The organism is Actinomadura soli, from assembly GCF_005889715.1.
GTDB classification, from domain to species: domain Bacteria; phylum Actinomycetota; class Actinomycetes; order Streptosporangiales; family Streptosporangiaceae; genus Spirillospora; species Spirillospora soli.
This window is the reverse complement of the sequence record NZ_VCKW01000054.1, coordinates 1-26123: the sequence shown is the minus strand read 5'-3', so window position 1 is coordinate 26123 and position 26123 is coordinate 1. Positions and strand designations below refer to the sequence as shown.

Sequence of the window (26123 nt, the reverse complement as noted above, 5' to 3'; positions counted from 1 at the left end):
CTTACCACCGGCGAAGTCGGCCGGTACGGAAGCGCTTCGGCGTCAACAGGGGAAGCGGCGGCGCGGTCATGTACGCGCGTCGCGGCGATGGAACAGAACGGCGCCGGCGGCCATCGTGCCGGTGGCATACGCGGCGAGGACGCCCAGGCCGGCCCATGGGCCGATGGACTGGGCGGACGGGTTGTCGGTGCTCTGGACGGCGAGTCCGGCGGACATGGGCGCGTACCTGTCCACCAGGGTGTTCCAGCGTTCGTCGGCGATGAACCGGGTGAGGATCCCGGGCATGTAGAGCAGCCCCAAGACGGTCGAAAGGGCTGTGGCGGTGTCGCGTAGGGCGGCGGCTAGACCGAGGCTGAACAGCGCGATGAGGCCGAAGTAGAGGAGGGTTCCGCCGGCCGCCCGCATCGCCGGCCCGGTGATCGGGGTCAGTGGTGAGGACAGGTCGCCGCGGGGCAGCAGTACATGACCGGCGATCAGGCAGCCGGCCACGCTCACCAGACCGGCGCCCAGCGCCGCCGCCGTCACGGTGATCGCCTTGGCGGTCAGGACGCGTAGACGGCGTGGCTCGGCGGTGAGCGTTTGGACGATCAGTCCGGTGCCGTACTCGGCGCTCATGGTCAGGACGGCCGTCACGATGACGGCGAGCTGGCCCAGTTGGACGCCGGTGAGGCTGAGCCGGACGGGATCGCATCCCGTTGCGGCGCCGCAGGCGGTGGTGTCCGGCCCTGCGGTTGCGACGATCGGAAGGCTCAGCGCCATCGTCAGGCCGGCGGCCGTCCACGGGGTCCAGGCCGTGCTCGGCACGGTGCGCATCTTGGTCCATTCGGCGAGCAATGCGCGGTTCATGCGTCCCTCCGGCGCATCAGCAGCCAGCCCATGGCGAGCGTGGCCGCCGCATAGGCCGTCAAGAGCGCCGGCCCGGTCCAGGGACGGCCCGCCCACGGCAGCAGGAAAGCGTCGTCGGTCTCTTTGACCTGCTGGATCGACAGCGCGGCCAGGGGCGCCAGCCGCTGCGGCCAGGGACTGCCGGACAACGGTGTGACCAGTATCGGCGCGAGGGCCATGGCGACGGCGGCGGGCACGGCCGCCGCGACGCGACGCAGCACCGCTCCGAGGCCCAGGGCGAACACTGTCATCAGCGACAGGAACGCGGCGGTGCCGACGAGCACTCGAAACACGGTCGGGTCGGTGAGCGAGGGGTCCGGGTAGGCCGGTGGGCCGATGCCCTGCCGGCGCAGCAGCGGCTGGCTCGCCAGGAACGCGGCGACGACGGCCACCAAGGTGGCGGCGAAGGTGACGCCGCCGAGCACGACCGCCTTCGCGGCCAGCACCCGGCCGCGCCGTGGGCTGGCGGTGAAGGTCGTGCGGATCAGACCGTGCTGGTATTCGGAGGCGATGAAGGACACGCCCAGCGCCAGCAGCGGAACCAGTCCCGCGACGCTGCCCGCGACCGCCGCGATGACCCGGCTCCCGTCGTCGGTCTGCCCGAGGATGTCTCCGGACAGGCCGGCCAGGGTGAAGGCGCCGCCGTCGTCCGGTGGCAGAGCGGTGGCCGGGGGTTCCGGTGAATCCTCGCGGCCCACGTCGTCCACGCGCCACGGCGGCCGAAGGGCGGGAGCCGTCACGCTGATTTTGTCGAAGGTTGCCTTCGCGGGCCCGGTCTTCATCAGCGCCGGCCGCATGGGGACGGTGCGCTCCCCGCCCGGCGCGGTCGCGAACAGGCCGATCTCGGCGCTCGGCGGCAGCCCGGGCAGGCTGACCGCGCCGACGCGGCGCCACGTGCGCCCGTCGGCGGACTCGTATCCGCTGATGGTGGCGCCCGCCCGAATGAGCTTGAGCCAGTGCGGTGCGCGGTGCGCGCCGCCGGCGATGTCGGTGGTGAAGCGCGCCTGCATCCGGACGCCGTGGCCGGGGGTGATCGCAACAGCCGCATACGGCGCCCCGGCCGTGGCGCTCTGCTTGATCATCACACCGGCCATGGCCCAGGGATGGTCGGACTGCTGTTCGCGGACGCGGGTGACGATCGAGCCGTCGCCGGTGAGCGTCTGGTGCGCGAACCGGAACCGGTCGACGTAGGGCGTCTCGGCGTAGGTGCCCGGGTTCCCCGACGAGATCATGACGGCGAACAGGACGATCAGCCCCATCGCGGCGAGCAGCGACCAGAGGTTGGACGGCACCGACCGGAGCTTCGTCCACTCGGCGCGCATCAGGCCGCCGAAGCCGGTCCCCGCCGTCCGCCGTCCGGCCCTCACCGCCGCTCCTCCGCCGACGCGGTGTAGTCGGTGACCGCGCGGGTGAGGCGGAGATACGCCTCCTCCAGTGACGCCCGGTGCGCGGTGAGCTCCGAGAACGTCACCCCGGCCGCGGTGACCAGCGCCGCGATCCGGTCGGCGGCCAGGCCGCCGACGATCAGCGAGTCCGGGCCGGAGACGGTCACGGCGGCACCGGCGGACCGCAGCGGGCCGGCCGCCTCGGGCGGCCGCGGGGTCCGCAGCACGTAGCGCCCCTCCGAAGCGGCGTCGCGCACATCGCGCACGGCGGCGTCGGCCAGGAGCCGTCCCCGGCCGACGACGACGAAGTGATCGGCGGTGTCCTCGAGCTCGCTCATCAGATGACTGGAGACCAGCACGGTCCGGCCCTGGGCCGCCAAGCCGCGCAGCAGCCCGCGGATCCAGTGCACGCCCTCAGGATCAAGGCCGTTCACCGGCTCGTCGAACATCAGTGCCGGCGGGTCCCCGAGAAGCGCTGCGGCGATGCCGAGGCGTTGCCTCATCCCCAGGGAGAAGCCGCCGGCCCGGCGCCGCGCCACCTGCGCCAAGCCGACCTGCTCAAGGACCTCCCGGACCCGCCGCACGGGCAGCCCGTTGCTGTGCGCCAACCACAGCAGGTGATCGTCGGCGCGCCGGCCCGGATGGATCGCGCCCGCGTCCAGCAGCGCCCCCACCTCGCGCAGGGGCGTACGCAGGCCGCGGTAGGGACGGCCGCCGATGAGGGCACTGCCCTCATCGGGCGCGTCCAGGCCGAGGATCAATCGCAGCGTCGTCGATTTGCCGGCTCCGTTGGGGCCGGCGAACCCGGTCACCCGCCCGGGCGGGACGGTGAAGGACAGGCCGTCCACCGCGAGGACACGCCCGTACTGCTTGCGCACGCCACGGACCTCGATCGTGGGCGCGGCGTCTCGTCGATTCGCGTTCACGGCAACCATCAAAGCCAGCGCCGGAACGCCGCGCAGGAGGCCGTGGCTCCATCTTGACGGGAGGGCCAGCCCTACCGAACAGCGGCGGCTGCCCCTTTACCATGGCGGGCATGGCGGCCTCCGGCAGGACGAAGATGACGACCGCGGCAGAGGCGATCCGCCATCGGCCGTTTCGGTTCGTCCTGTCGGCGTGGCCGCTGCGGACGTTCGGCTATGCCGTCTCCGGTGTCCTGACCGGCCTGGCCACCGTGGTCTGGCTGCCGCCCGCGCTGCTGGCCGGAGGAGTGATCCTCACGCCTGAGCTCGTCCGGCCGCTGGTGGCCGTCGAGAGACGCCGGGTGATGTTGCTGGGCGGCCCGGCCTTGCCGGACCCGCACCGCCCGCCGGAGCGGCCCGGCTTCGCCCGGTGGCTGCGCGGCCGCTACACCGAGGCCGTCACCTGGAGGGAACTGGCCTTCCTGGTGCTGAACGGCAGCGTCCTGCTGTTCATCAACCTGATGGCGCTGGTGGTCGGGCTCGCCCCGGCGCTGATCTTCGCCAGCGGCGCGGCCAGTTTCGTCGAGTCGGGAGCAGGCGACGGGTCGGCGTCGGCGGGACCCGGCGCGAGCGCCGGGTCGCCCTTCATCGCGGGGGGAGCGGCCCTCGCCATCGCGGCCACCGTGATACTGCTCGGCTACGCCACGGCCGCGGCCGCGATGCTCCAGGCAGAGCTGGCCCGGCTGCTGTTGTCCGCCGACGACGGGAGGATCCGCACGCTGACCCGATCCCGGGCTCGGCTCATCGACGCCTTCGAGGTCGAGCGCCGGCGGATCGAACGCGACCTCCACGACGGCGCCCAGCAACGCCTGCTCCAGCTCGGCATGATCCTCGTCAGGGCCCAGATGGAGCTCGAAACCCACCCCGAGGCGGCCAGGTCCCTGATCGCCGAGGCCACCGGCGAGGCCAGATCCGCCCTCACCGAGCTGCGTGAGCTGGTACGCGGCATCCATCCGCGGGTGCTCACGGACTTCGGCCTCCCGGCGGCGGTCGCCGAGCTGGCCGACCGGTCGCCGCTGCCGGTGACCGTCGAGCTGGACCTGCCCGGCCGACAACCCGCCGCCGTCGAGTCGGCGGCCTACTTCGTCGTCGCCGAGGCCCTCACGAACGCGGCCAAGCACGCCCGTGCGTCCCGCGTCGAGATCACCGCAACGCTGACCGGCCGGCTCCTGCGCATCGAGATCCACGACGACGGGTCCGGCGGCGCGGACCCCGCCAAGGGCAGCGGCCTGACCGGGCTCGCCGACCGCGTCGACGCCCTCGACGGCACCCTGACCCTGACCAGCCCCCGGGGAGGGCCGACCACCGTCCGGCTGGAGCTGCCATGCTCCGAATAGTGCTCGCCGACGACGCGGTCCTTCCCCGCGAGGGCCTGGTCGCCCTGCTCGACCGCTTCGGCCACCGGGTCGTCGCGTCGGTGGGCGATTCGGCGACGCTGGCCACCGCCGTCGCCGAACACCGGCCCGATGTCGTGATCACCGACGTGCGGATGCCGCCGACCTTCACCGACGAGGGACTGCGCACCGCCATCGCCCTGCGCGCCGAGCAGCCGGGGCTGCCGGTGCTCGTCCTCAGCCAGTACGTGGCGACCGCGTACGCCGCCAAGCTGCTTGAGTCGACCGACTCGGGCGGCGTCGGCTACCTGCTCAAGGATCGCGTGCTCGACGTCGGCGACTTCGTGGAGGGAGTCGAACGGGTCGCCGCCGGGGGCTGCGTCATCGAGCCGGAGGTGGTTCGCCAGCTGATCACGCGCCGCAACGACCCCCTCGGCCGCCTCACCCCCCGCGAACGGGAGGTCCTCGCCCTCATGGCCGAGGGACGCTCCAACGCGGCGATCACCAAACGGCTGATGGTCAGCGAGAAGGTGGTCGGCAAGCACATCAACGCCATCTTCACCAAACTCGACCTGCCCGCCGACAGCACTGAGGACCACCGCCGGGTCCGCGCCGTCCTCGCCTACCTCCGCGAATGACCCGTGTCCAAGCGGCGCGCTGTCACGCGGATCGGTGATCGAGTTCGCCCAGGTCGTGATCTGCACCGCGTTTCGACCAGCCCACCTGTCACGACCCCGGCCCCCCGCCGATGTTCGAGACCGGCCGCGGCTGGGACGACGGGGACCTGTGCCTGTGGCGCGATGAGGGCCGGTGGGAGCTGACCGGCCCGGACGGCGCTATCGAGGTGCCCGAGTTCGGGCTGTTCGGCAACAGCCAGCGCGCTGGGGACACCACGGGCGCGCAAGCCGCGGCGGCCGCCGTCATCACCGCACTCACCGGCCGGGCCGTCACCGGCTGGGACCGCGACGAATGGGCCCGCTCGGTGTATGGTCCGTCCTCCTGGTACGCCTGCCTCGCCCCCGCCTGAGCAGCAACATCGGACCGGCCGGCGGCGGTACCGGGGGGCATGCGTGGCGCCCTATCGCCGTTGGCCGCTCCGATGCGCCCCCCGGGGCGACCTGACGCTGATCAGCGCCCTGGTCGGGTTCTGGCGGTGAGTCCTGCCCTCCGTCGTCGTCCTTGGTCGACCCCGTCACACGGTGGCGAAGGTGGTTCCGATGGCCGTCATCCGCTCGACGGTGAGGGCCGGGTCGAGCAGGGCTTCGGGGGTGTGCAGGCCCGGGCAGGCAGGTTCGCCGCGCAGGCCGAGGGGCCGCTCGACGCCGAGGGCCGTGAGGGGGCGCTGGCCGGCGGGGTGGAAGAGGTGGCGGCGGATGCGGAGAGGGTCGCCGGACGGGCCGTTTCCCTTAAGGTCGATGAGGACCTCGGTGGAGGCCGGCTCGCCGCGTCGGCGGCCAGCCGAAGCGCCGACGGCGAAGTCGAAATGGACCTCGCCCGCCCCGGTGGCCAGGGCGAGACTCGGGAGGTCGAGGATGGCGATCCGCTGGCCGGGCAGCGCGACACCGTCGATGCTGGGCACACCCACCTCCGCCTCGGCCCCGGAGACCCAGGTGAAGGCCCCGTCCCGGCGCACCAGGCCGGCGGAGGTGACAGCGGCCAGGCGCTCCTATCGCCGGATTGCCCCTGCGCGAACCGGGCGGTTTATGACGCTGATCGTTCAGGGCTGGTTTGTCTGCCCGGCTCATCCACGGCCGGTCATCCTTCAGGAACCGAACCAGCTGGGCGGAAGAGCTCATCCGAACGTGACGCTGCCGCCGGAAACCTAAGTCCGGAAACGGAAAGGTTCGGGACTGGTGGCCTGTCGTATTCGACTGAGTCGTATTCGCCGGTGTGGGCGGTGCGGTGGTGCTGGGACCTTGGTGGCGTGTTAGTCGCCGGTCGGCAGTGGTCCGAATTTGGTGTGGCGGTCTGTTTTGGCGATCTTGCGTATTTGCTGGGCGGTCATGCCTTCGATGCCGGTCAGGTTGGCTCTGGAGAGGTTGGCGCCGGTCAGGTTCGTGCCGGCGAGGGTCGCCCCGGCCAGGGATGCTCCGGTCATGTCCACCCCCGCCAAGTCGGCGCCGTCGAGGTAGGTGCTGGACAGTTCCGCAGCGCCTAGGTCAGCGCCGGTGAAGGTCGCGCCTTTCAGTTCGGCGGCGGCCAGATTCGCCGCGGTCAGGTTGGCCTTGCGCAGATCCGCCTGGTTGAGCGTGGCGGCGGTGAGGTTGGCTCCGTACAAGTCGCTGCCGCGAAGATCGGCCTTGAGCAAGCTGATGCCAGGACATCGGACCTCTCGCAGATTCAGCGGGTGCAGCGCCCCGGCCGTCCGCGGTAATCGGCTTATCACAGTGAGGGCGGCCGAGAGGTCGGGAGGACACTGAGCCGGCAGGTCGGCGTCGTGGGCCCCGGGGGCGGGATCGTGAATCCGGGCATAACTGGCGAGCACATCGAGGATGGTGCCGGTGTCGCGGGGAGAATCCGATGCGACGCGTTCGAGGGCGTAGATGGCGCTCAGCCTTACCTCGGGCTTGCCGGAGCCCAGTTGCTCGGTGGCTCTGATGTAGCGGTCGGTGACCTGGCCTTCCTGGGCGGTGCGCAGGCTGTCGCGTGCTGTGCGCAGATCTTGTTGCCCGGCGCGCAAGGTCAGAGCTGTCGCGACCAGCCCGCTGCCAGCGACGATGACACCGACCAGGATGCCGAGGCTGTTGAACCACTGGTGAAGACTCTGACGCCGACGCTCTCGTTCCTGCGCCCGGTGGTCGCGTTCGGCGGCCTCACGCTGGCGTCTCAGCTCCAGCAGTTCTAAGCGTTTCTCAGCGGGCAGCGCGTCCAACTCTGCCCGGCTGGGCATCAGGACGTCAGGCTCCCCGCCGCCGGACCGAGACCGCTCGCCCCCGCCAGGTTCGGAAGCGGGTTCTTGGGCAGGCGCTGGACCATCCGGGGGACGACCGATCGATTCGCTCACACCTCTCAGACGCTCACCGTGGCTATGACGTTCGTAAATGGCCCCGGCTGGACGTCTTGAACTGGGACCATTGGTGGGGCCGGTTCGGAACGTCATGACGGTTTGAAGTGGCCCCGTGGGACGGCTTGGTTGTGTCCCCTGCCGCTGAGTACGAGGCACTGCCATCGATGGTGAGGCATTCGTGGGTCGTTATCAGCGAACCTGAGGGGCACCGGGTGCTGCTGCCGCTGGCGGCAGCCGTCGAACCGCTAGGGATCCGTCCGAGGTGGGTTCGGTCAGCTCGACCGCTCCCCCGCTGCTCATTGACGGGTCGGCGACAGGTGAGATGTCTGTCTATGGTGGCGCGGGTCGTGATAGTCGATGGTATTGCTTCTAGATGAACATCCCTCCCCCGCTCGATGAGTCATGGGCGCAGGTTGTCCGATGGTTGGCAGCACACGCTCCACTGAGCCACGCCTCGTTGAACCCTCCGGCCGATCCCTCAGATGTACTGGCCGCAGAGCGGGAGCTCGGCATGCCGTTCCTGCCTGAGCTGGCGGAACTGTTGTCACACAACGACGGAACGTCGGAAGACCACTGGCGGAGCGCCGGCTTCTTGCCCGGCGGGCACGCGCTGCTGTCCGTCGCGGGCATCGTGGATACCTATCGGCGGCTGGCCCCCGCCGCCGACGACGAGGATGAGCCCATGTGGTTCCACTTGCATTGGGTTCCGGTGGCGTGGGGCATCACCGGCGACGGCGTGATCATCGACCAGCGGCCGGGCGCCACGCAGGGCCGGGTCGGCGAGTATCTCAAGTACGACGGAGTCGACTTCGCATTTAGGGGCCAGGCGTCGCTCGGCAGGTTGCTCGCCGACCTGGCCGTGGCCCTGGAGACGCAGACCGCCATCGGCCATTATCACCCTGTCGTCATCGATGGCGTGCTCGACTGGGACGTCTGACAGGAAGTCCTCACACGCCGCTGCATCCTGGCCCCGCGAACGCGGCTGCACCGGGGCCCCGCCGACCAGATCGCCTGCCTCAGGTTCGGTGGCGAACAGAGGCCACCGGATAGCCAGCGAATCCGAGGCACCCCAGGTCGGGCCTCATCTATGCCTCAGATCCACTGTCAAAGGACAGTTGGCTCCGGGCTTGTGGATCAGGCCGTAATGTCGTGGGGTCAGTGGGTGGAGGCAAGGTTCTGGCGGGCTTTGGAGTGGGCGAGGCGGTAGGATTCGCTTCCGGTCTCGATGATGGTGCCGTTGAAGGTGAGCCGGTCGATGATGGCGGCGCAGAGCCGGGGATCGGAGAAGGTGTTGCCCCATTCGCTGAAGGAGGCGTTGGAGGCGATCGCGACGCTGTTCTTCTCCTCGCGTTCGGTCAGGACCTGGAAGAGCATCTCGGCGCCGCGGCGGTCGAGTTCGAGGTGTTGGGTCGGGGACGAGACGCCGTGCGCTGTTTCCAGCGTCGGTCTCCTCGTCCCCGCCCGCCGAACCGGACGTGCCCGTTGGCCGAGCATCCGGCTCTCCACGTGATCCGATGGGTCAAGCGAGGTATTCACTGACCTGGCCGACGAAGCCCTGATCGTCGTGGCTGGTCCGGCGGAAGCGTGCTCCGTCGGGGTCGACCTCGTCGATGTTGTAGGGCGTGCTGATCTGCGCTCCGCGGAAGCGGTAGCGCTCGACCCGCATCCTCGCCGGGTTGTAGAGAACGATGCCGCCCTCGGTGATGCGGTCGGTGCCGTAGTAGCGCCGCCGCAACTGTTTCCAGGTCAGGTGGGGGTGCTTGCGGCGGATCCAGAGCAGCAGCCTCCACCAGGCGAACCAGCCCAGGTAGGAGAACGTTCGCTTGGAAACGCCGTAGCGGAAATAGGCCGCCCAGCCCCGCAGGACCGGGTTGACCGTCCGCAACACCTCCTCCAACGAGCACGAGGTCGCGCCCCGCCCCGTCAGTTTCTTGATCTTGTGCATCACCGAGGCCAGTGCCTGCTTGGCCGGGATGGTGAGCACGACGCGACGGCCGTCACCGAAGGGCCTGCGCTGGATGTGGAAGCCCAGGAAGACAAAGCCGTCGTCGATGTGGGTGATGTGGGTCTTCTCGTCCGAGAGGGTCATCTTCAGCCTGCGGGCCAGCAGCTCACCGATCTGCGTCTTCAGCGCCTGGGCCTCGGCCCGGGTGCCGTGCACCAGCACGACAAAGTCGTCGGCGTAGCGCACCAGACGGAAGTTCGGCAGCCCTCGGCGGCGGCGTTGCTGCCGCCGCCATCCGGGGGTCATCTCGGTGTCCCAGATCCGGGCGAAGTGCCGATCTAGGACAGAAAGATAGATGTTGGCCAGCAGCGGGGAGACGATCCCTCCTTGCGGAGTGCCGGTGAGGGTCTCCGCGAATCCACCATGCAACTCGACAACCCCGGCCCGCAGGAACGCGGACACCAGCCGCAGAACCTTGCGGTCCTTGATGCGTTCGGCCACCAGCTCCATCAGGACGTGATGGTCGACGTTGTCGAAGCAAGCCTTGATGTCGCCCTCGATGACCCAGTCGTAGGTCGACGGCTTGCGGGTGAAGCGGTGGATCTCGGCGATGGCGTCCTGAGCCCGACGTCCGTGCCGATACCCGTAACTGGAAGGGTAGAAGTCGGCCTCGAAGATCGGTTCCAGGATCAGCTTGAGCGCCATCTGCGCGACCCGGTCGCGCAGAGTCGTGATGCCCAGATAACGGACCTTGCCGTTCTTCTTGGGGATCACGGCCTGCTTGACCGGCAGCGCGGTGAACGATCCGTCCTTGAGCGAGGAGCGCAGCTCCTCCAGGAACGGGATCACTCCATGGCGTTCCTGGATGTGGTAGCGGGTGACCGCGTCCACTCCGGCCGTCCTGGCGCCCCGGTTGCCCGACACCCTTTCCCAGGCCACCACCAAGGTGGCCCGGTCATAGACCAAGTTGAACACGTCGTCGAACCGGCGCCCCGGTTCGCTTCTTGCCCATCGGTGCAGCTTGAGTTGATGATCGAGTACCCGTCGTTCGGCCGAGTGCAACCCCGGCCACGACGGCGCGTCGTTGTTCAACAACGCCTCTTCCCGACAGCAGTCCTGCGCTTTCACGCTGTCGCCCTTCCCCATGTGACCGGCTTTCCCGGCCTCGGAGTACTACGGCGACTCCGCCACGATCCGGCCTCATCAGCGGACGTCGCGCCTGCCCGTCGTCCGGCCGGCTGCCGGACGGGAAGGGCGATGCCGGATCGCTTCCCACGTTCGCCGAGGATCTTTGTGACGGCGTCGGTGCCCAGCTATACCCCGGCAGCATCGCCACGGACCGCACATCGCAGTCTTGGTCCGGGCCTCCCGTCGCCCATGGGTTCCAGGCGGCGGAAGAGGAGGAGCCATCGGTTCCGGCTCTCCAGCACTGCAAGCGGCCCATCCACCAGATTCGGCAGGCCGCTGACGACTCACGGGACGTCAACCACTGGTTCAGTTTCCTTGCACCCATTCCGTCTTCGCTTGCGGGCACGGAGCCGTCTGGTGGTGCCGGTCCGTCCCTACGTTGTCGAGGCTGCTCCCGGCCTCGCCCCCGACCCGGGGTTCGGCCTGCCTCCAGCTTCAACCGGTCACCGCGACGACCGGCGGCGGACTCCTCCTTCCGCAAGATTCCTCAGCGCCTCGTGGCGCACAGCCCAGCTCATCGATGCAGAGCAGGTCGACGCGTCCGTAGCGGGCGATTGTCTTGGTGAGCTGTTTCTCGTCGGCCGCCTCGACCAGTTCGTTGACGAGCTTGGCGGCCAGGGTGTATTTGACCCGGTATCCGGCCATGGCTGCCGTGGTGCCGAGTGCGATGAGCAGGTGGGACTTGCCGGTGCCGCTGTCGCCGATCAGGCAGAGCGGTTCGCCGCGGCGGACCCAGTCGCCGGTGGACAGGGTGTTGATGACGGCGGGTGGGATGTTGGGGTTGGCGTCGTAGTCGAAGTCGCGCAGCGACTTTTCGCGGGGGAATCGGGCGGCTCTGATCCGGCGTTCGGAGCGGCGGCGGTCGCGGTCTTCGCATTCGGCCATCAGCAATTCGGCCAGGAACCCGCGGTAGGTGAGCTGGTCGCGTTCGGCGCGGTCGGCCAGGTCGGTGAACTGGGCGCGGATGGTCGGCAGGCGAAGGGACCGGCAGGCGGTGTCGATCGCGGCGTCGACGGCCGGGTCGGTCAGGTTGGTCCCAGTTCTCCAGCCGTGGCGGCGGCCGGGTGTCGTGCAGTAGGGCGCGGCGATGCTCGTCCAGGCTGGTCACTGCGGGCTGGTCGGCCTGCGCTGCTGGTGGAGGTGGCTCCAGGTCGCTGGTGACTGTGGGGGAACGGCCGTGGGTCTCGGCGGATTTGCGGGCCTCTAATGAGATCGCGTCGATCGAGACGGTGCCGGTCTGCAGGCAGCGGCTGATGCCGGTCAGCACGTCGTCGCCGTGCAGGTGGCGGTGCAGCAGCAGGACTTGGACCAGAGTCTTGGTGCCCTCGGTCTCGCCCAGCCGCCCGGTGGCCTGGGCCCACAACGCCTCGTGCACTGCGGTGAAGACGCCCTGGCGGCGGGCTTGGTCCAGTGCTTCGGATCCGGCCAGTGCTCCGGGCTTGGTCAGCAGCACCTCCAGGTAATGGTCCAGCACGATGCGTTCGGCGCCGCGGCCGCTCAGCCGCGGATGCTGGGCGACCTGGCGGCGGCCGTCATAGACCAGCAGTTCTTCGGGGTGCAGCACGACGTGGACCTTGCGGCCGATCAGGTGGACCGGTACCGAGTATCGGCACATTTTCACCGTGATCAGTGAGTAGCGGTCCACCCGGGGCGTGAAGGTCAGGCCTGTTCCGAACGGCTCGGCAGGCAGCGGCAGCAACACCGCCGCCTCCAACTCGAAGTCCTGGTCGATGGTGCGGATCCGATGCCCGATGCGGCGCTGGTCCTCCTGGTGCTCGAAGGCCGGGAGTTGGGCGTTCAGATCCGTCAGCGACCTGACCTCGGGGACGGGCGTGAGGTAGTTGCGGCGGAAGTAGCCGACCTGTCCCTCCACCCCGGCCTTCTCGTGTGCTCCGCGCTCGCCCGGCTGGCAGTAGAACGGGGTGAAACCGAACCTCCGCGAGTTCGCGATTTCTGAAGGATCGGGCGGCCGAACTCAAGGGTTCGGTGCGTTGCTGGTGCCGGCAGGGGATGCGCCCCACGCAGGCGGGGGTCGTCGTGATCGAGCACGCCCGTCGTGCCCTGGGCGAACTGGATCGGGCCCGCGCGGAGGTCCGGCCCTCCCCCGGCATCGTGACCGGGATCGTGACCGTAGGCCTGCTGGAGAGCACGGCCGACCTGCTCCCCGGGCCGCTGGTGGCGGCCCTCGCCCGTGACCAGCCCGGCATCGACCTGCGCCTGCTCACCGCCTACTCCGGCCACCTGCAACAGTGGCTCGATAGGGGAGACCTGGACCTCACTCTCCTCTACGACATGGACAGCACCCCGTCACTCAACGCCCAGCCCCTCGTCCGCGAGCGGCTGTGGGCCGTGGCACCGCCCTCCGCGTGCCTGCGCGCCGACCGTCCCGTCCCGTTCGCGCGGGTCGCGGAACATCCGCTCATCATGACCGCGAGCGGGCACGGGCTGCGCGCCCTGATCGACGCCGCCGCGGCACGGGCGAGGGTCGACGAGACCCAGATGGACGTGGTCGTCCAAACCAACTCCATGCAGGTGCAAAAGAGGCTCGTCCTCGCCGGTCACGGCTGGACGATCCTGCCGGGTGTGGGGATCGCCACCGACGTCGCGAACGGCACGCTCAGCGCCGCTCCCCTGTGCGATCCCGAAGTCTGGCGCTCGGTCGTCCTGTGCACCCCGCGAGCGGGACGGACGCCGCCCGGTGTCGAGGTCGTCGCCCGGGAACTCACCCACCAGGTCCACTCCGCCGTCCGCCAGGACAGGTGGCCTTCCGCCCAATCATCGATGCGGGCGCGTCCGCCGAAGTAATGGAGGCTAGCGTCGGGCGTCAATGTTGCGCTCATGTGTGGTGGTGGACAGCGCGTTCCCGTGTTCGTCCCGGGGGCGAGTTCTTCCACAGCGGTATGCCTGATCTGCTTCTTAGCAGCTTGTAAGCACCGATCAGCGCGTTCCGCGCGGTGGCCGAGCGCTCACTGGCCGCCCTCGGCGAACCCGGTGCGCTGCAACGGAAGTTCCCCTTCCTCGGCGGACTGAGCGGCGGCGCGGCGCTCGCCTCCATCTGCCTGCGGAATCTGCAGGCGGCGGCTGGAGCTGTGCCGGGTCAACAACCGGGCGGCGTACCGGTGCCGGCACGGCCACAGCAGTGCCTCGCGCTCTGACCCGGACCGGCCCAAGAACCTCTACGTCCGTGAGGACCACATCCTGCGGCGGCTGCTTTACGTCCGATCCTCATCGGTCTTTCCGTTCGAATGGTTGACTGCGTGCCGCTTCATGACCCCAGGGGTGGTCGCTACCACCGGCCTTGAGGCAGGAGGCGATGCGTCGAAGCCGCCTTGCCCCCGCCAGGGGTCGCGTCGGCCGGGTCCCGGTCTCGAATCCCTGCGCACGGTCTTCCAGAGCGGCAACAGGACAAAGTCCGGACGTCTCATGCCGCTACCGAAGCTCCCGCCCGGCCATTTACTACAATGCGTAGTACTATGGCTGGTAGTTGATGGCGACAGGTGACCGCCGAGCGGCCCCGAGCTCGAGGAGCCTGGATGACGACTACGCCCGCCTGTACCGCCTGGGGCTCACCCCTTGGGAGCGCTACGAAAAAGCGGCCGCCACGAGCATCGCGGCCGTGCTGGACCGTGAGGAGGCCGACCGGTCGCGCCCCCTCGGCCGCGCGTTCGACCTCGGTTGCGGACGGGGGCAGTTCACCCCGGACCTCGCGCGGCGCGGCTGGGAGGCAGTGGGCATCGACTACGTGCCGACCGCGATCGAGGCCGCCAAGAGCCGCGACACCGAAGGGGTCACCTATCTCGCGGGCGACGTGACGGATCTGCGATCGGCCGATCTGGGAACGTTCGACTTCTTCCTCGACATCGGCTGCTTCCCGAGCCCCCGACCGGCTCGTCCACAGCATGGATTCGTCCGCGCGCCGCTGTGTAATTCCTGCAACATCCACCACTCACCGACAGGCGACTCGCTCAGCCGCGCACAGTCCGCCTAGGCGCGTCGGCCCAGGTGGGCCAGGAGTGCGACGAAGGTGTCGGCGGCCGGGGTGATGGGGAGCGGTTCGGCGAACATGCCGGCACGGCGCTGGTCGTCACCGATGGCGTGCCGGGCGTAGGCCCAGACCGCGTCCACGACCTCCTCGTCGGCCGGATGATCGATCTCGGCGCCCTGGGCGATGTCCCATCCGTGGACCAGCGTTTCGAGCAGGCAGATGGAGGCGAGCGTCACGCCGCTGCTCAGTCCGCCGAGGAAGGGGAACTCCCGTTGCAGCACCCCGGGTTCCCCGAGGGCCACCAGTGAGCGCCCGGCCACCGCGCGGAGCGCACCGGCGGGGTCGGTGCCCAGGTGGTCGATGTCGGCCTGGGCTTGGGCGTCGATTTCGGCCGGGTCGGGCGGAGTCCCTTCGGCGACCCGGGTGATCAGCAGCAGCCCGCCGGTCAGGTGATTGGCGGTCTGCCGCACCGTCCATCCGGTGCAGGGGCCCGGGGCGGCCCAGCCGTCCGCGGTGACCCGCTCGATCAGCTCGGCCGTGTCGTCGTAGCCGCGGCGCAGCAGCCGCAGCGGGTCGGTCGCGGCGGCCATGACGCGGCGCAGGTCCTCGGCGTCGTAGATCAGTTCACCCTGGACGATCTGCCCGTCCCGGACGTGCAGCAGTTCGGCGGCGGTGAGCGTGCCGGGCAGCGGGTCCATCTCCCAGTCGACGATCGAGCAGACCATCCGGTCGGTGGCGAACTGGTGACGGACGCGGAAGCTCCGCACGGCCGCACCCGCCTGCGCGGCCATGGCCCGGTAGCCGGCCGCGCTGTCGAAGCCGGCGACGGGGCCGGTGAAGGTGAAGTCGGCGGCCAGCGGGACGCCGGTCATGTCACCGGCGTGGTGGATCCAGGCGTCGTAGTACCGCCCGGCGATGGCAAGAGCGTCCATGATCTCTCCAAGAGGCGTCGGGCCGCGGCGCGCGGCCATGCACCCCTGATAGATCCCGGAAAAAGCGGCGACTCATCGGTGTCGGCGGAATCGGCCGCCGCCCCGACGCTCAGCGGACGGTTCTCGGCAGGCCGAACCAGGCGAAGATCTCGGCGTTGGGGAAGCCGGTGATCTCGGCGATGCCCGCCGGGCCGATGGTCAGCACCATGATGCCGTAGCCGAGACAGGTGCCGGTGACGTCGGGCAGGTAGGCGGCCAGTGCCGGTTGCCCGTTGGCCCTGGTCTCCACCAGCCGGATCTCCTCCAGGCGCCCACCGGCGGGCTGGGTGGCGAAGAACCCGACGACCGCCGCGCGCCCGGTGATCTCGACGGTTTCGGGCGGCATTCGCAGGACGGCGTCCTCCCGGAGCACCGCGGCCAGCGCGTCGAGGTCGCGGCGCTGCCAGGACTCGATGAAACGCCGCAGGATCTCCCGCTCGTACGCGCTCAGGACACGCTCCCGCGGCTCGTGGTGGAAGCGCAGGGTGGCACGGCCACGCTGCAGGGCACTGTTGACCGCCGGGACGGTGCTGCCCAGGTACTCGGCCACCTCGGCCGCGCTCCAGCACAACACCTCGCGCAGCAACACCACCGCACGCTGCGTGGCGGGCAGCAGTTGCAGAGCCGCGACGAAGGCCAGCGCCACCGCCTCACGTTCCTCCACCACCCGGACGGGGTCGAGATCGTCCAGCAGCCGGTCGGGATAGGGCTGCAGATGCCCCACCTCCGCCAGCACGGCGGGCGTACGGTTGCGCCGTTCGATGCTCTTCAGACACGTCGTGGTGGCGATCCGGAACAGCCAATGACGCAGCGGAGCACGCGCCTGATAGGTGTGCAGGCTGCGCCACGCCCGCAGCATGGTGTCCTGAATCGCCTCCTCGGCATCGGTCAGCGAACCGAGCATGCGATAACAGTGCAGATGCAGGGCCCGCCGATGCGGCGCCAGCAGCGCCTCGAACGCCACCTCGTCACCGGAGCGCGCGGCGGCCAGCAGCCCCGCGACATCGGCGTCCGCCGTCTCAGCAGCATCCATGTCGGCAGACTAGCCGTCGGCTACGACACGACCGATGAATCAGCCGACCTTCGAGGATCAAACAACACATGACACCAGAAGAGCTGTTCTGGGACCTGGTCGAGCCAACGCTCACCGATCCCGCCGTCACCCGGTCGACCATGATGGGCCTGCCATGCGTCCGCCACCACGGACGCCTCTTCGCCGCACTGGATACGCGCAACCAGACGTTGGTGGTCAAGCTGCCGCAGGAACAGGTCGCGCAACTCATCGCCCAAGGCGTCGGTGAACCGTTCGCCCCGGCGGGACGGACCTTCCGCGAATGGGTCGCCCTGCCCGCCCCCGACCAGCCGCTCTGGCAGAGACTGCTGGACGAAGCCCGAGCATTCGCCACCACCCCGACGACCTGCTAGCCACCCCGACGACCTGCTAGCAACGCACCCGCAGCCCGCCCGCTCGATCCAGCTGCCCCGGTGACAGCCCCGCTTCGCCGCGATGGAGGGTTCCTCGCGGGACACGGGCCGAGGGGCGAATGCAGGGCTCTGTGAACTTGAGCCGTCGACGTAGAAGCAGTTCGTGCGCTCGCTGCGGGGTCATCGGGTGCGATGCGCGATGATCCGGCGAATGGGGGCCGGCGCATCGGCTCCCAACCGGCTCAGCACCCGCAGATGGTCCCAGGAGCGGCGGTACCGGACCGGCGGCAGGCCGGGCAGGTCAGCGATGAGGCCGGCCGGCGAGCGCCTGAGGGAGCGGCGTGAGGATCACCGCTGCTGGCGATGTTTGCATGATCGTGCTGTGCGGCCACCACGATGAAGGAATTCGCGTTCGGCGGGGGTGGGGGCCAGGGCTGCGGCGCGCTGGTAGGCAGTCGCGGCCTCACGGTCGCGGCCGAGTCTGCTCAGGAGGTCGGCGCGGGTGGCATGGAAAAGGTGATAACCGTCCAAGTCCAGGTCCTCGACCAGGACCAAGGCGGCAGCGGGACCGTGGATCTCGGCGACCGCCACAGCGCGGTTCAGAGCCACGACAGGGGTCGCGGCGATGGTCAGCAACTGGTCATAGAGCGTGACGATCTGCGCCCAGTCGGTCCGCTCGGCCGTCGCAGCGTCGGTGTGGACGGCCTGGATGGCGGCCTGGAGCTGGAAGGTGCCTGGCCGGTCGCGGCGTAGGCACCAGCGGACCAGTGCGTGTCCTTCCTCGATCAGCGCACGGTCCCACCGGCTTCGGTCCTGCTCGGCGAGCAGGACAGGGGAGCCGTCGGGACGGGTGCGCGTCGCTCGCCGTGACTCGCTGAGCAGCACCAGGGCGAGCAGCCCGGCGACCTCGGGCTCGTCGGGCATGAGAGTCGCCAGCGTCCGCGCCAGGCGGATCGCCTCTCCGCACAGGCTCGGGTCTCCGCCGGACACGCCGCTGGTGTAGATGAGGTAAACGACGGACAGCACCGGGGGAAGCCGGTCGGGCAGCTCGTGCTCGTCCGGAACGCGGTACGGGATCCGAGCCGCCTTGATCTTTCGTTTTGCGCGCACAAGGCGCTGGGCCATGGCCGACTCGGCCACAAGGAACGAGCGTGCGACCTCCGCGGTCGACATGCCGCCGAGGAGCCGCAGCGTGAGCGCCACCTGGCCCTCGGTCGGCAGAGCGGGATGGCAGCAGGTGAAGATCAACCGAAGCCGGTCATCGAACACGTGATCCGCCTCTTTTGCCGGCGACGTCAAGAGTGCGGCGTCGCCGAGCAACCGCCGTTCCCTGGCCTGGCGGCGAAGCCGGTCGATCGCATGGTTGCGGGCGGTGGTGGTGATCCAGGCACCCGGGTTGGGCGGCACCCCGGCGGCAGGCCACCTGCGCAGGGCGATGGCGAACGCCTCCTGCACCGCGTCCTCGGCCAGGTCGATGTCGCCGATGGCACTGATCAGCGCAGCGATCGACCGGCCGGACTCCGCACGGAAGATCCGGCCGACGAAGGCCGCATCGATGATCACCCCTCGGGCAGGCCGGCGAAGGGCCGGACCTCGATCGGCGCGCCAACGATGGAGGTGACCTTCGCGGCCCAGGACAGCGCCGCGTCGAGATCGGCGGCCTCAAGGATGTACAAGCCGCCGAGATGCTCACGTGCTTCAACGAACGGTCCGTCTGTCGTGATCACTTGCTGCCCCAACGCGCGCACGACCGTGGCGGTGTCGGGGCCGTGCAGACGCCCGCCGAACACCCAGACGCCCGCCTCCTTCATCTCCCCCTCCAACGCGAGCACCTGTTTGGTGACCTGCTGGACGTCCTCCGGGCTCATCGGCGGCGGGGACTGACCCTCGACGCTGTGGGCCGACAGCATGTACTTGGTCATGACGGTGCTCCTCGTGCCGAGCGGGCCCTTCCCGCCCTCATCCCACAACGAACGGGCTCCCCGTATATCGACAGCTGGGCCGCAACGTTTTCCCAAAACCTTCAGCCAAGCCGGCAGCGACCCCGAAAGGGGCCGGCCGACTCATCGCCCCGTCAACGGTCGAGTTGACCGCCGCCAGCTCAGGCGAGCCGTCCGCCGCCGGCGCTGAAGTGGGTGTGAGCGCGGACACCGAGGAATGGGTGCGGATCCGCATGGACGGCGACGCCGACATCTCGCTGATCCTGGCGCCCCACCTGATCAGCGCAGGCGGCTATGTGGCGGTGCCCGGCCGGCCGGGCAGGAGCCGTTCGAGCAGTTCCGCCGCCGTGACGACGCCGATCACGGGCGCGTCGGCGCGATCAGCCTCCCCGGAGACCGCCACCATGGGGCTGCGAGTGCCCGCCATGACACTGGCGATCTCCATGGCGGTGGCGTCGGCGTCGACGACGGGCAGCGGCTTGCGCTTCTCGCTGAGAAGATCTGCGACTCGTCGTTCATCGAGCCGGGCGCAGAGCCGGTCGGCGTGGTGTTCGTCATAGACACGGGCGAGGGCGGGATCGTCCTGGACGTGGTGCGGAATGATGTACCGGAGCAGCTGTGAGCCGGTGATCACGGCGACCGTGTGCCGCCGGGAGTCGACGACCAGCAGGCCCGGCAGCCGCTCCTCGGCCAGCAGCCGGGCCGCGTCCAGCGCACTGGTGCCTGGTGTAACGGTGGGGTATTCGACGGCTAGTTCTCGTGCACGCACACCTGGAAACTAGCCGAGGACCGCTGGCCGGGGGAACGGACCGGCCGCTCACGTGCGTAGAAAACGTCCGCGAGTCCCGTTAAGGTCGTGGTCGGGTGAGCCGGGAAGTCTGGTCGGCATCGTTGTTCGCCGACCCCGAAAGCCTGGTATGAGCCATCATCTGCTCGCTTTCGCCGTCATGTTGTTGCTGGCGGTGCTGGTGTCGAGCCTCGCGCACCGCACCGTGCTGTCGACCGCGGCTTTGTTCCTGGTCGGTGGCTTCCTGCTCGGCGACGGCGTCACCGATCTGGTCTCCCTGCAACCCGGGGACGAGCTCGTCTCCGGGCTGGCCGAGCTGGCGCTGTTCGCCGTCCTGTTCACCGACGGGATGCACGCCGGTTGGCAGGACCTGCGCAGCGCCTGGCGTCTGCCGGGACGTGCGCTGGGATGGGGCCTGCCGCTGACACTGCTGATCACGGCGGTCTTCGCGCACTCCGTCGTGGGCCTGGGATGGGTGGAGTCGCTGCTGATCGCGGCGATCCTCACCCCCACCGACCCGGTGTTCGCCGCGGCGCTGGTCGGCAACGACAAAGTGCCGCCGCGGCTGCGGCATCTGCTCAACGTCGAGTCCGGGGTCAACGACGGTCTGGTCTTGCCCTTCGTGGTGCTGTTCCTGGCGGTCGCCCAAGGCGAGAATGACCTGCACCTGGGGGAACTGGTCGCTGAGCTGGCCGGCGGCCTGGTCATCGGCGTGGCGATCCCCTGGGCAGCGATCATGCTGGAGCGAACCCGGCTGTTCGCCATCGCACCCAAGTATGAGCCGCTGAACGCCGTCGCGATCGGGCTGCTGGTGCTGGCCACCGCGCAGGCCACGCACGGCAACCTGTTCCTGGCCGCGTTCGCCGCCGGCGTCACCGTCGCCACCCTCGGCAGCCGGCATCGTGAGGCGTTCGAGGAATTCGGTGAACTGCTGGCCGAGCTGCTCAAGCTCGCCGCGCTGCTGGTGTTCGGCGCGCTGCTGTCCCCGGCGTTCCTCGGCGACGTCGGCTGGACGGGCTGGACGTTCGCCGTCCTCGCCCTGGTCATCGCCCGCCCGGTGGCGATCTGGGTGTCATTCCTGCGGTCGGGGCTGACCGCTCGCGAGCAGGCCGCGGTCATGTGGTTCGGGCCCAAGGGTTTCGCCTCGGTGGTCTACGGGCTGCTGGTCCTTGAAGCGGGGATCACGGAAGGCGAGCACATCTTCCACCTCGTCGGCGTCACGATCGCGCTGTCGATCCTGGCCCACTCCTCCACCGACATCATCGTCGCCCGCAGCTTCGACGACGAACGCGAGGTCCCGGCCTGGTTCGGCCAGGCCCGCACCCTCGTCCGGCGGCCGGGCGCCACCACCTCGTCGCGGGAGCCGCGGGACGGCGCCGATCCACCGGCGGACCCCGACGACCCCGTCCACGACAAACCACATTGACCTGGAGCCGCATTGGCCGCCGCAGCCGCCATCATCATCTTCGCCGCCGCGTACGTCCTCATCGCATCAGAGAAGGTGCACCGCACCGCTGTAGCGCTCGGCGGTGCCGGTCTGATGTTGCTGTTCCACATCACCGACGCCGAGAAGGCGTTCTTCTCCACCGAGTCCGGCGTCGACTGGAACGTCATCTTCCTGCTGCTGGGCATGATGGTGATCGTCTCGGTACTGCGGCAGACCGGTGTGTTCGAGTACGTGGCGATCTGGGCCGCCAAACGCGCCCGCGGCAGGCCCTACCGGCTGATGGTGATGCTCACGGTCATCACCGCGGTCGCCTCTGGGATGCTGGACAATGTCACCACCGTGCTGCTGGTCGCCCCGGTGACGTTCCTGGTCTGCGAGCGGCTCGGGCTGAGGGTCGCTCCGTACCTGATCGCCGAGGTGATGGCCTCAAACATCGGCGGAACCGCGACCCTCGTCGGTGACCCGCCCAACATCATCATCGCCAGCCGCGGAGACCTGTCGTTCAACGACTTCCTGGTCAACCTGGCGCCGCTGGTGGTGATTCTGATGGTGGTCTTCTGCCTGCTGTGCCGCTGGCTGTTCCGCAGTGCGTTCGTCTACGACCCCGAACGCGTCGCGGAAGTCATGGCGCTGGAGGAAAAGGAGGCCATCACCGACCGGCGGTTGCTGTGGCAGAGCCTGGCAGTGCTCGTCCTGGTGATGGCCGCGTTCGTGCTGCACCCCGTTCTGCACTACGAACCGTCCGTCGTGGCGCTTCTGGGCGCGGGCGTACTGGTAGCGGCCACCAAGGTCACCACCCAACAGGCGCTGGAAGAAGTCGAATGGCTCACCCTGGTCTTCTTCGCCGGCCTGTTCATCATGGTCGGCGGCCTGGTCGAGACCGGCGTCGTCGCCGACATCTCCCGCGCCGCCACCGACGCCACCGACGGCCGCCTCGGCTTGGCGACCATGCTTCTGCTGTGGGCCTCGGCCGGACTGTCGGCGATCATCGACAACATTCCCTACGTCGCCACCATGAGCCCGATCGTGGACGACCTGGTCCAGCAGCAGCCCAGCGGAGAAGGCACTGTCCTGTGGTGGGCGCTAGCCCTCGGCGCCGACCTGGGCGGCAACGCCACCGCCATCGGCGCCAGCGCCAATGTCGTCGTCCTGGGCATCGCCGCCCGCAACGGCACTCCCATCAGCTTCTGGCATTTCACCAAGTACGGCCTCGTCGTCACCTTCGTCACGGTCGCACTCGCCACCCCCTACCTCTGGCTCCGGTATTTGTGACCCGGCTCGACCACCCATCGACTCCAGTTGCGCGACAGGTCCCGGCAGGACCGCTGAGCAACTCCGCGCATTGCCTCGCACGGTCCGCTCGCCCATCGACTACGCCGCCCTGATCGATGCGAAGGACCCGAGCCCTGCGATGGGGACTCGCGGTGTGATGCCTCGGCCACACTGCCGTGGCGGCTGCCCCTCGGCGGAGACCTGGCACGTGCCGGACGGGTCCGGCCGCTACTCGCGGTCAGCAACGGCATCGGGATCCCATTTACCGCCCGCCCCGCCGGGCACCGCGCGACCGCACCCTGCCGCGGTGCCCCGCCGCACCCCCTGCCGTAGTGCCCCTGGAAATCTTGCTCAGTGCCCTTTTGTATGCCGAGCGGTGCCCATTTGTACGCCACCATGCTGCCCGTTCGGACCCCGCACGGTGCCCTTTTAGTCCCGCACAGCGGGAACGGACCGCAAAGCGATCACCAATCGATCTCAATTCCACTTCACTACGGAAACATCGCCGTGGCCGAAAGGCGGTGGGCGAATGAATCGCGATGCCGTTTCATGCGGTGGGTCTTCACAAACAGCGCGCGTTCGCCTACGTTTCGTTGAACGATCGACCCGCTCCCCCTGATCGGTGGTGTGATGGACTCCCTAAACGACTTTCTCAGCGATGCAAGCAGCTTCATCTGGGGCCCCTGGCTCCTGATCCCGCTACTTCTGTCCACCGGCCTTTATCTGACCATCCTGCTGCGCGGGCTGCAGGTGCGCCATTTCCGGCTCGCGTTCTGGCTCGGTTTCGTGCGCCGCACGGACGACGACGCTGCCGAAGGCGACATCTCGCACTACCAGGCGCTCGCCACCGCCCTCGCCGCCACCGTCGGCGTCGGCAACATCGCCGGCGTCGCGACCGCGATCGCGCTCGGCGGTCCCGGCGCCGTCTTCTGGATGTGGGTCACCGGCATGCTCGGCATGGCCACTAAATACAGCGAGGCCTTCCTCGGCGTGCGCTTCCGCCGCCCCGACGCCGCCGGTGAGCAGGGCGGCGGGCCGATGCACTACCTCAGGAACGGCATCAAGGGACCACTCGGCGTCTTCCTCGGCGGGTTCTTCGCCGTGGCCGGCGCCATCGCCGCCTTCGGCATCGGGAACGGGGTCCAGGCCAACACCGTCGCCGCCAACGTCGAAGAGGAATGGGGACTCGACCCCTGGATCACCGGCCTGATCGCCACCGCGTTCGCCGCCGCCGTCATCCTCGGCGGCATCAAGAACATCGGCCGCGTCACCAGCGCCTTCGTCCCCGTGATGATCATCCTCTATGTCGTCGGCGCGGCCGCCGTGCTGGCCTTCAACATCGAGGAGGTCCCCGCCGCGTTCGGCGTGATCTTCTCCGACGCCTTCTCCGGCACCTCCGCCACCGGCGGCTTCGTCGGCGCCGGGGTGGCCGCCGCGATCCGGTACGGGGTCGCGCGCGGGATCTTCTCCAACGAGTCCGGGCTCGGCACCGGCGGCATCGCCGCCGCCGCGGCCAAGACCGACCACCCGGTCCGGCAGGCATTGGTGTCGATGACCCAGACCTTCATCGACACCCTCGTCGTAGTCAGCTTCACCGCCCTGACCATCGTCGTCACCGGCGTGTGGAAGGACGCCGGAGAGGACGAGGCCGCACAGTTCACCGCCCGCGCCTTCGACGAGGGACTGCCCGGCGACTGGGCCAGCGTCATCGTCACGGTCAGCGTGATCCTCTTCGCGTTCTCCACCATCCTGGGCTGGTCCTACTACGGCGACCGCTGCGTGGAGTACCTGTTCGGCCGCAGAGCCGTACTGCCCTACCGCCTGCTCTTCCTCGTCGTCGTGTACGTCGGCTCCGTCACCACCCTCACCACGGTGTGGACCTTCTCCGACGTCATGAACGGGCTCATGGCACTGCCCAACCTGATCGGCCTGCTGATCCTGTCTCCGCTCGTCTACCGGGAGACCCGGGACTACTTCCGGAACCGTCCCGCGGAGGACAAGCCCGCCGAGTCCACGACGAAGTAAACGGGAAACGCACGATGCCGCCGCCCGGCCCGGGCGGCGGCATCGTCCAGTCTGGCCCCGATCACGAGAACCGGCGCACGCCGACCCTGGCGTAGCGGCCGCCAGTCCGCGCTTGCACTCGATCGAACGAACCCGCCAGTCGGCCCCAATGTGATCACCGGCGAGGGCCAAGCGCGGTCAGCCAGCCAATCCACTACTTGCAGGGTAGGTTTCTCGTCAAGAATCCCGTGGCGGTACCCGACCGCTACGCCCATCCCCCTGGCCCCTGCGGCGTTCGACACCAACTGGTTCACTTTCAACCGACCATGCGGCTTTTGCGGCCGTGCTTCGGGCCGGACAACGGACCCTCACGGACCTCTGCCTGAACATTGCGACGAACGATGCGGACGCAAAACTGACCGGCTGACGACGAGCCCCCCACTCGACCTTGCCGCCCTCCAGCGCAGTCAGCATCTCGTCCCGCTTCTCCGGGGGCAGGCCGACGAAAGTCTTGCCCTGGTAGGTCTCGCGTCGGTGGACCCCTCAAACGTGCGCAGTTGCCCGCGGGCGGAGCCCGCACGGTACGAGTGGCAGCTGATAGCCGTGCCCGCTGTGCCTCGCATCCGCCCCTTTCACGCGGCCGTCGGTCTGTTGATGGGAGTCCAAAATTGTCTATGACGCGACGGCGTCGAGTCGCCCGGCACGGCGGGCCTGTTTGACCAGCCGTCCCCAGCGCTCACTGCGCCCAAACTGGCCACCGATCGCCTTCCCCGGCGGCAGGTCCCCCACAGGCGTACGGCGGGCCACCGCCCACTGCCACGCTCGCCGCTGGATGTCCACATCTCCGACCCTCTCCATTCCGGCCTTGTCCCTGCGAGACGAGGACCGCTGTGCCCGCGACTCAACGGCTGCGTCACGCTGGTGAAGCCGCGCTGAAGAATGTCTGAGGTTGAAGATCTGATCGGTATGAGACTTCCCGGAGGTCGCGGCCCGAGAGGCTGGACCCCTCAGAGTTTCCTCTGAAGTCACCGGAGCCAGGCGTGGTCCTCTATGAGTTTTCTCAGCGGGGCCACGTCGCGCCGCAAAGATCTCCTGACCGTTCTCAGAGGTCATATGTGCCGCTTCAGAGATAACACCGACGTCAGCGTTGTCGCGCTCTGTTCTTCTGACGGAGGTGTGCCTGATTTGCCGCATCAGCAGTTCATAGGCGCCGATCAGGGCGCAGCTAGGCCATGCGGCGATGACGCGGCCGACCACCGATGGTTCAGCGACGGCGACATTGGCCGCCAGGCTGGCGGCGCTGCCCAGCACCAGCAGCGCCCACGGCAACATGCCGCTGCGGCGGCCTTGTCGGGAGTCGACCAGTAGTGACATCGAGGCCACCGCGATCATCCCGTCCACGCTCACCGGCAGCAGCGCCGCCGTCCAGGATGTTTCTCCGTACCGCAGCACTAGTGTCCTGAGTCATTAGTTCTTCGTTAGTCGGTAGGGTGTGGGGATGCCGAGCCCGAAGCTGGAACCGGTGGTGTTGTCCGACGAGGAGCGGTCGGTGCTGACCGGGTGGGTGCGCCGTCGCAAGACCTCCC

24 protein-coding genes and 1 pseudogene are annotated in these 26123 nt (G+C 69.1%); 10 read left to right on the top strand and 15 right to left on the bottom strand.

Going from position 1 to position 26123, the window contains the following annotated elements; all coding sequences use genetic code 11:
• Positions 1-66: 66 nt before the first annotated feature.
• From ETD83_RS13260 to ETD83_RS13250, 3 genes are read right to left on the bottom strand one after another with little or no spacing between them, the layout of a single operon-like run.
• Positions 67-846: an ABC transporter permease gene (locus ETD83_RS13260; RefSeq protein ID WP_138645405.1), complete on the bottom strand. Its 780-nt coding sequence runs from the start codon at positions 844-846 to the stop codon at positions 67-69.
• Positions 843-2252 (bottom strand): ABC transporter permease subunit, encoded by a 1410-nt coding sequence (locus tag ETD83_RS13255; protein ID WP_138645404.1) that lies wholly within the window; start codon positions 2250-2252, stop codon positions 843-845. Before ETD83_RS13255 ends, ETD83_RS13260 begins: the two co-directional genes overlap by 4 nt.
• Positions 2249-3196 carry an ABC transporter ATP-binding protein gene (locus tag ETD83_RS13250; RefSeq protein ID WP_230420877.1) on the bottom strand — a complete coding sequence of 316 codons (948 nt, stop codon included), beginning with the start codon at positions 3194-3196 and terminating at the stop codon, positions 2249-2251. Before ETD83_RS13250 ends, ETD83_RS13255 begins: the two co-directional genes overlap by 4 nt.
• Positions 3197-3306: 110 nt before the next feature.
• Here ETD83_RS13250 and ETD83_RS13245 point away from each other — a divergent pair, with 110 nt between their 5' ends.
• From ETD83_RS13245 to ETD83_RS13235, 3 genes are all read left to right on the top strand, one after another.
• Positions 3307-4569: a sensor histidine kinase gene (locus tag ETD83_RS13245; protein ID WP_230420876.1), complete on the top strand. Its 1263-nt coding sequence runs from the start codon at positions 3307-3309 to the stop codon at positions 4567-4569.
• A complete protein-coding gene (locus tag ETD83_RS13240) occupies positions 4557-5204 on the top strand; it encodes a response regulator transcription factor (RefSeq protein WP_138645402.1) in 648 nt (215 codons plus the stop codon). The genes ETD83_RS13245 and ETD83_RS13240 overlap by 13 nt, the downstream gene beginning before the upstream one ends.
• Positions 5205-5314: 110 nt before the next feature.
• The gene (locus ETD83_RS13235) at positions 5315-5593 is read left to right on the top strand and encodes a hypothetical protein (protein ID WP_138645401.1); all 279 of its coding nucleotides are present in this window, start codon (positions 5315-5317) and stop codon (positions 5591-5593) included.
• Positions 5594-5758: 165 nt separating this feature from the next.
• Here ETD83_RS13235 and ETD83_RS13230 read toward each other — a convergent pair whose 3' ends face one another.
• Positions 5759-6145, bottom strand: coding sequence for a hypothetical protein (locus ETD83_RS13230; protein ID WP_205717646.1), 387 nt, complete (start codon positions 6143-6145; stop codon positions 5759-5761).
• A gap of 348 nt (positions 6146-6493) precedes the next feature.
• Positions 6494-7438, bottom strand: a complete 945-nt coding sequence (locus tag ETD83_RS13225; protein WP_171064177.1) for a pentapeptide repeat-containing protein — start codon at positions 7436-7438, stop codon at positions 6494-6496.
• Positions 7439-7946: 508 nt separating this feature from the next.
• Here ETD83_RS13225 and ETD83_RS13220 point away from each other — a divergent pair.
• Positions 7947-8510, top strand: coding sequence for an SMI1/KNR4 family protein (locus ETD83_RS13220; RefSeq protein WP_138645399.1), 564 nt, complete (start codon positions 7947-7949; stop codon positions 8508-8510).
• A gap of 218 nt (positions 8511-8728) precedes the next feature.
• On the opposite strand, the gene ETD83_RS13215 is transcribed toward ETD83_RS13220, so the two are convergent.
• The 4 genes and pseudogenes from ETD83_RS13215 to ETD83_RS45945 all read right to left on the bottom strand — a co-directional run.
• A complete protein-coding gene (locus ETD83_RS13215; RefSeq protein WP_329602779.1) occupies positions 8729-9067 on the bottom strand; it encodes an ATP-binding protein in 339 nt (112 codons plus the stop codon).
• A gap of 25 nt (positions 9068-9092) precedes the next feature.
• On the bottom strand, positions 9093-10664 hold the full coding sequence (ltrA, locus tag ETD83_RS13210) for a group II intron reverse transcriptase/maturase (RefSeq protein ID WP_138645398.1): 1572 nt from the start codon (positions 10662-10664) through the stop codon (positions 9093-9095).
• A 477-nt stretch (positions 10665-11141) separates the two neighbouring features.
• Positions 11142-11708, bottom strand: coding sequence for an ATP-binding protein (locus ETD83_RS13205; protein WP_329602781.1), 567 nt, complete (start codon positions 11706-11708; stop codon positions 11142-11144).
• A gap of 538 nt (positions 11709-12246) precedes the next feature.
• Positions 12247-12351 (bottom strand): annotated as a pseudogene (locus ETD83_RS45945) (Mu transposase domain-containing protein); the annotation flags it as partial.
• Between the two features lie 365 nt (positions 12352-12716).
• Between ETD83_RS45945 and ETD83_RS13195 the strand changes: the two are divergent.
• Positions 12717-13511 carry a LysR substrate-binding domain-containing protein gene (locus tag ETD83_RS13195; protein ID WP_138645395.1) on the top strand — a complete coding sequence of 265 codons (795 nt, stop codon included), beginning with the start codon at positions 12717-12719 and terminating at the stop codon, positions 13509-13511.
• Positions 13512-14322: 811 nt separating this feature from the next.
• Complete coding sequence (locus ETD83_RS13190; RefSeq protein ID WP_329602778.1) at positions 14323-14694, top strand: class I SAM-dependent methyltransferase; 372 nt, start codon at positions 14323-14325, stop codon at positions 14692-14694.
• On the opposite strand, the gene ETD83_RS13185 is transcribed toward ETD83_RS13190, so the two are convergent.
• On the bottom strand, positions 14691-15623 hold the full coding sequence (locus ETD83_RS13185; RefSeq protein ID WP_171064176.1) for a TIGR03086 family metal-binding protein: 933 nt from the start codon (positions 15621-15623) through the stop codon (positions 14691-14693). The genes ETD83_RS13190 and ETD83_RS13185 overlap by 4 nt on opposite strands.
• A 109-nt stretch (positions 15624-15732) precedes the next feature.
• Complete coding sequence (locus tag ETD83_RS13180) at positions 15733-16695, bottom strand: RNA polymerase subunit sigma-70 (RefSeq protein ID WP_138645393.1); 963 nt, start codon at positions 16693-16695, stop codon at positions 15733-15735.
• Between the two features lie 68 nt (positions 16696-16763).
• On the opposite strand from ETD83_RS13180, the gene ETD83_RS13175 reads away from it, so the two are divergent.
• The gene (locus ETD83_RS13175; RefSeq protein WP_138645392.1) at positions 16764-17087 is read left to right on the top strand and encodes an MmcQ/YjbR family DNA-binding protein; all 324 of its coding nucleotides are present in this window, start codon (positions 16764-16766) and stop codon (positions 17085-17087) included.
• A 348-nt stretch (positions 17088-17435) separates the two neighbouring features.
• On the opposite strand, the gene ETD83_RS13170 is transcribed toward ETD83_RS13175, so the two are convergent.
• From ETD83_RS13170 to ETD83_RS13160, 3 genes are all read right to left on the bottom strand, one after another.
• Positions 17436-18650 carry an RNA polymerase sigma factor gene (locus tag ETD83_RS13170; RefSeq protein WP_230420874.1) on the bottom strand — a complete coding sequence of 405 codons (1215 nt, stop codon included), beginning with the start codon at positions 18648-18650 and terminating at the stop codon, positions 17436-17438.
• Complete coding sequence (locus ETD83_RS13165; RefSeq protein ID WP_138645391.1) at positions 18647-19009, bottom strand: YciI family protein; 363 nt, start codon at positions 19007-19009, stop codon at positions 18647-18649. Before ETD83_RS13165 ends, ETD83_RS13170 begins: the two co-directional genes overlap by 4 nt.
• Positions 19010-19319: 310 nt before the next feature.
• Positions 19320-19796 carry a CBS domain-containing protein gene (locus tag ETD83_RS13160; RefSeq protein WP_138645390.1) on the bottom strand — a complete coding sequence of 159 codons (477 nt, stop codon included), beginning with the start codon at positions 19794-19796 and terminating at the stop codon, positions 19320-19322.
• Between the two features lie 148 nt (positions 19797-19944).
• Here ETD83_RS13160 and ETD83_RS13155 point away from each other — a divergent pair, with 148 nt between their 5' ends.
• The 3 genes from ETD83_RS13155 to ETD83_RS13145 all read left to right on the top strand — a co-directional run bounded on the left by ETD83_RS13155 (position 19945) and on the right by ETD83_RS13145 (position 24558).
• Positions 19945-21240: a cation:proton antiporter gene (locus ETD83_RS13155; protein ID WP_138645389.1), complete on the top strand. Its 1296-nt coding sequence runs from the start codon at positions 19945-19947 to the stop codon at positions 21238-21240.
• A gap of 12 nt (positions 21241-21252) precedes the next feature.
• A complete protein-coding gene (locus ETD83_RS13150) occupies positions 21253-22533 on the top strand; it encodes an ArsB/NhaD family transporter (protein ID WP_138645388.1) in 1281 nt (426 codons plus the stop codon).
• A gap of 630 nt (positions 22534-23163) precedes the next feature.
• Positions 23164-24558 (top strand): alanine/glycine:cation symporter family protein, encoded by a 1395-nt coding sequence (locus tag ETD83_RS13145; RefSeq protein ID WP_138645387.1) that lies wholly within the window; start codon positions 23164-23166, stop codon positions 24556-24558.
• 651 nt (positions 24559-25209) lie between these two features.
• Here ETD83_RS13145 and ETD83_RS44395 read toward each other — a convergent pair.
• The gene (locus ETD83_RS44395; protein WP_268920450.1) at positions 25210-25989 is read right to left on the bottom strand and encodes a DUF2637 domain-containing protein; all 780 of its coding nucleotides are present in this window, start codon (positions 25987-25989) and stop codon (positions 25210-25212) included.
• Between the last annotated feature and the right edge of the window lie 134 nt (positions 25990-26123).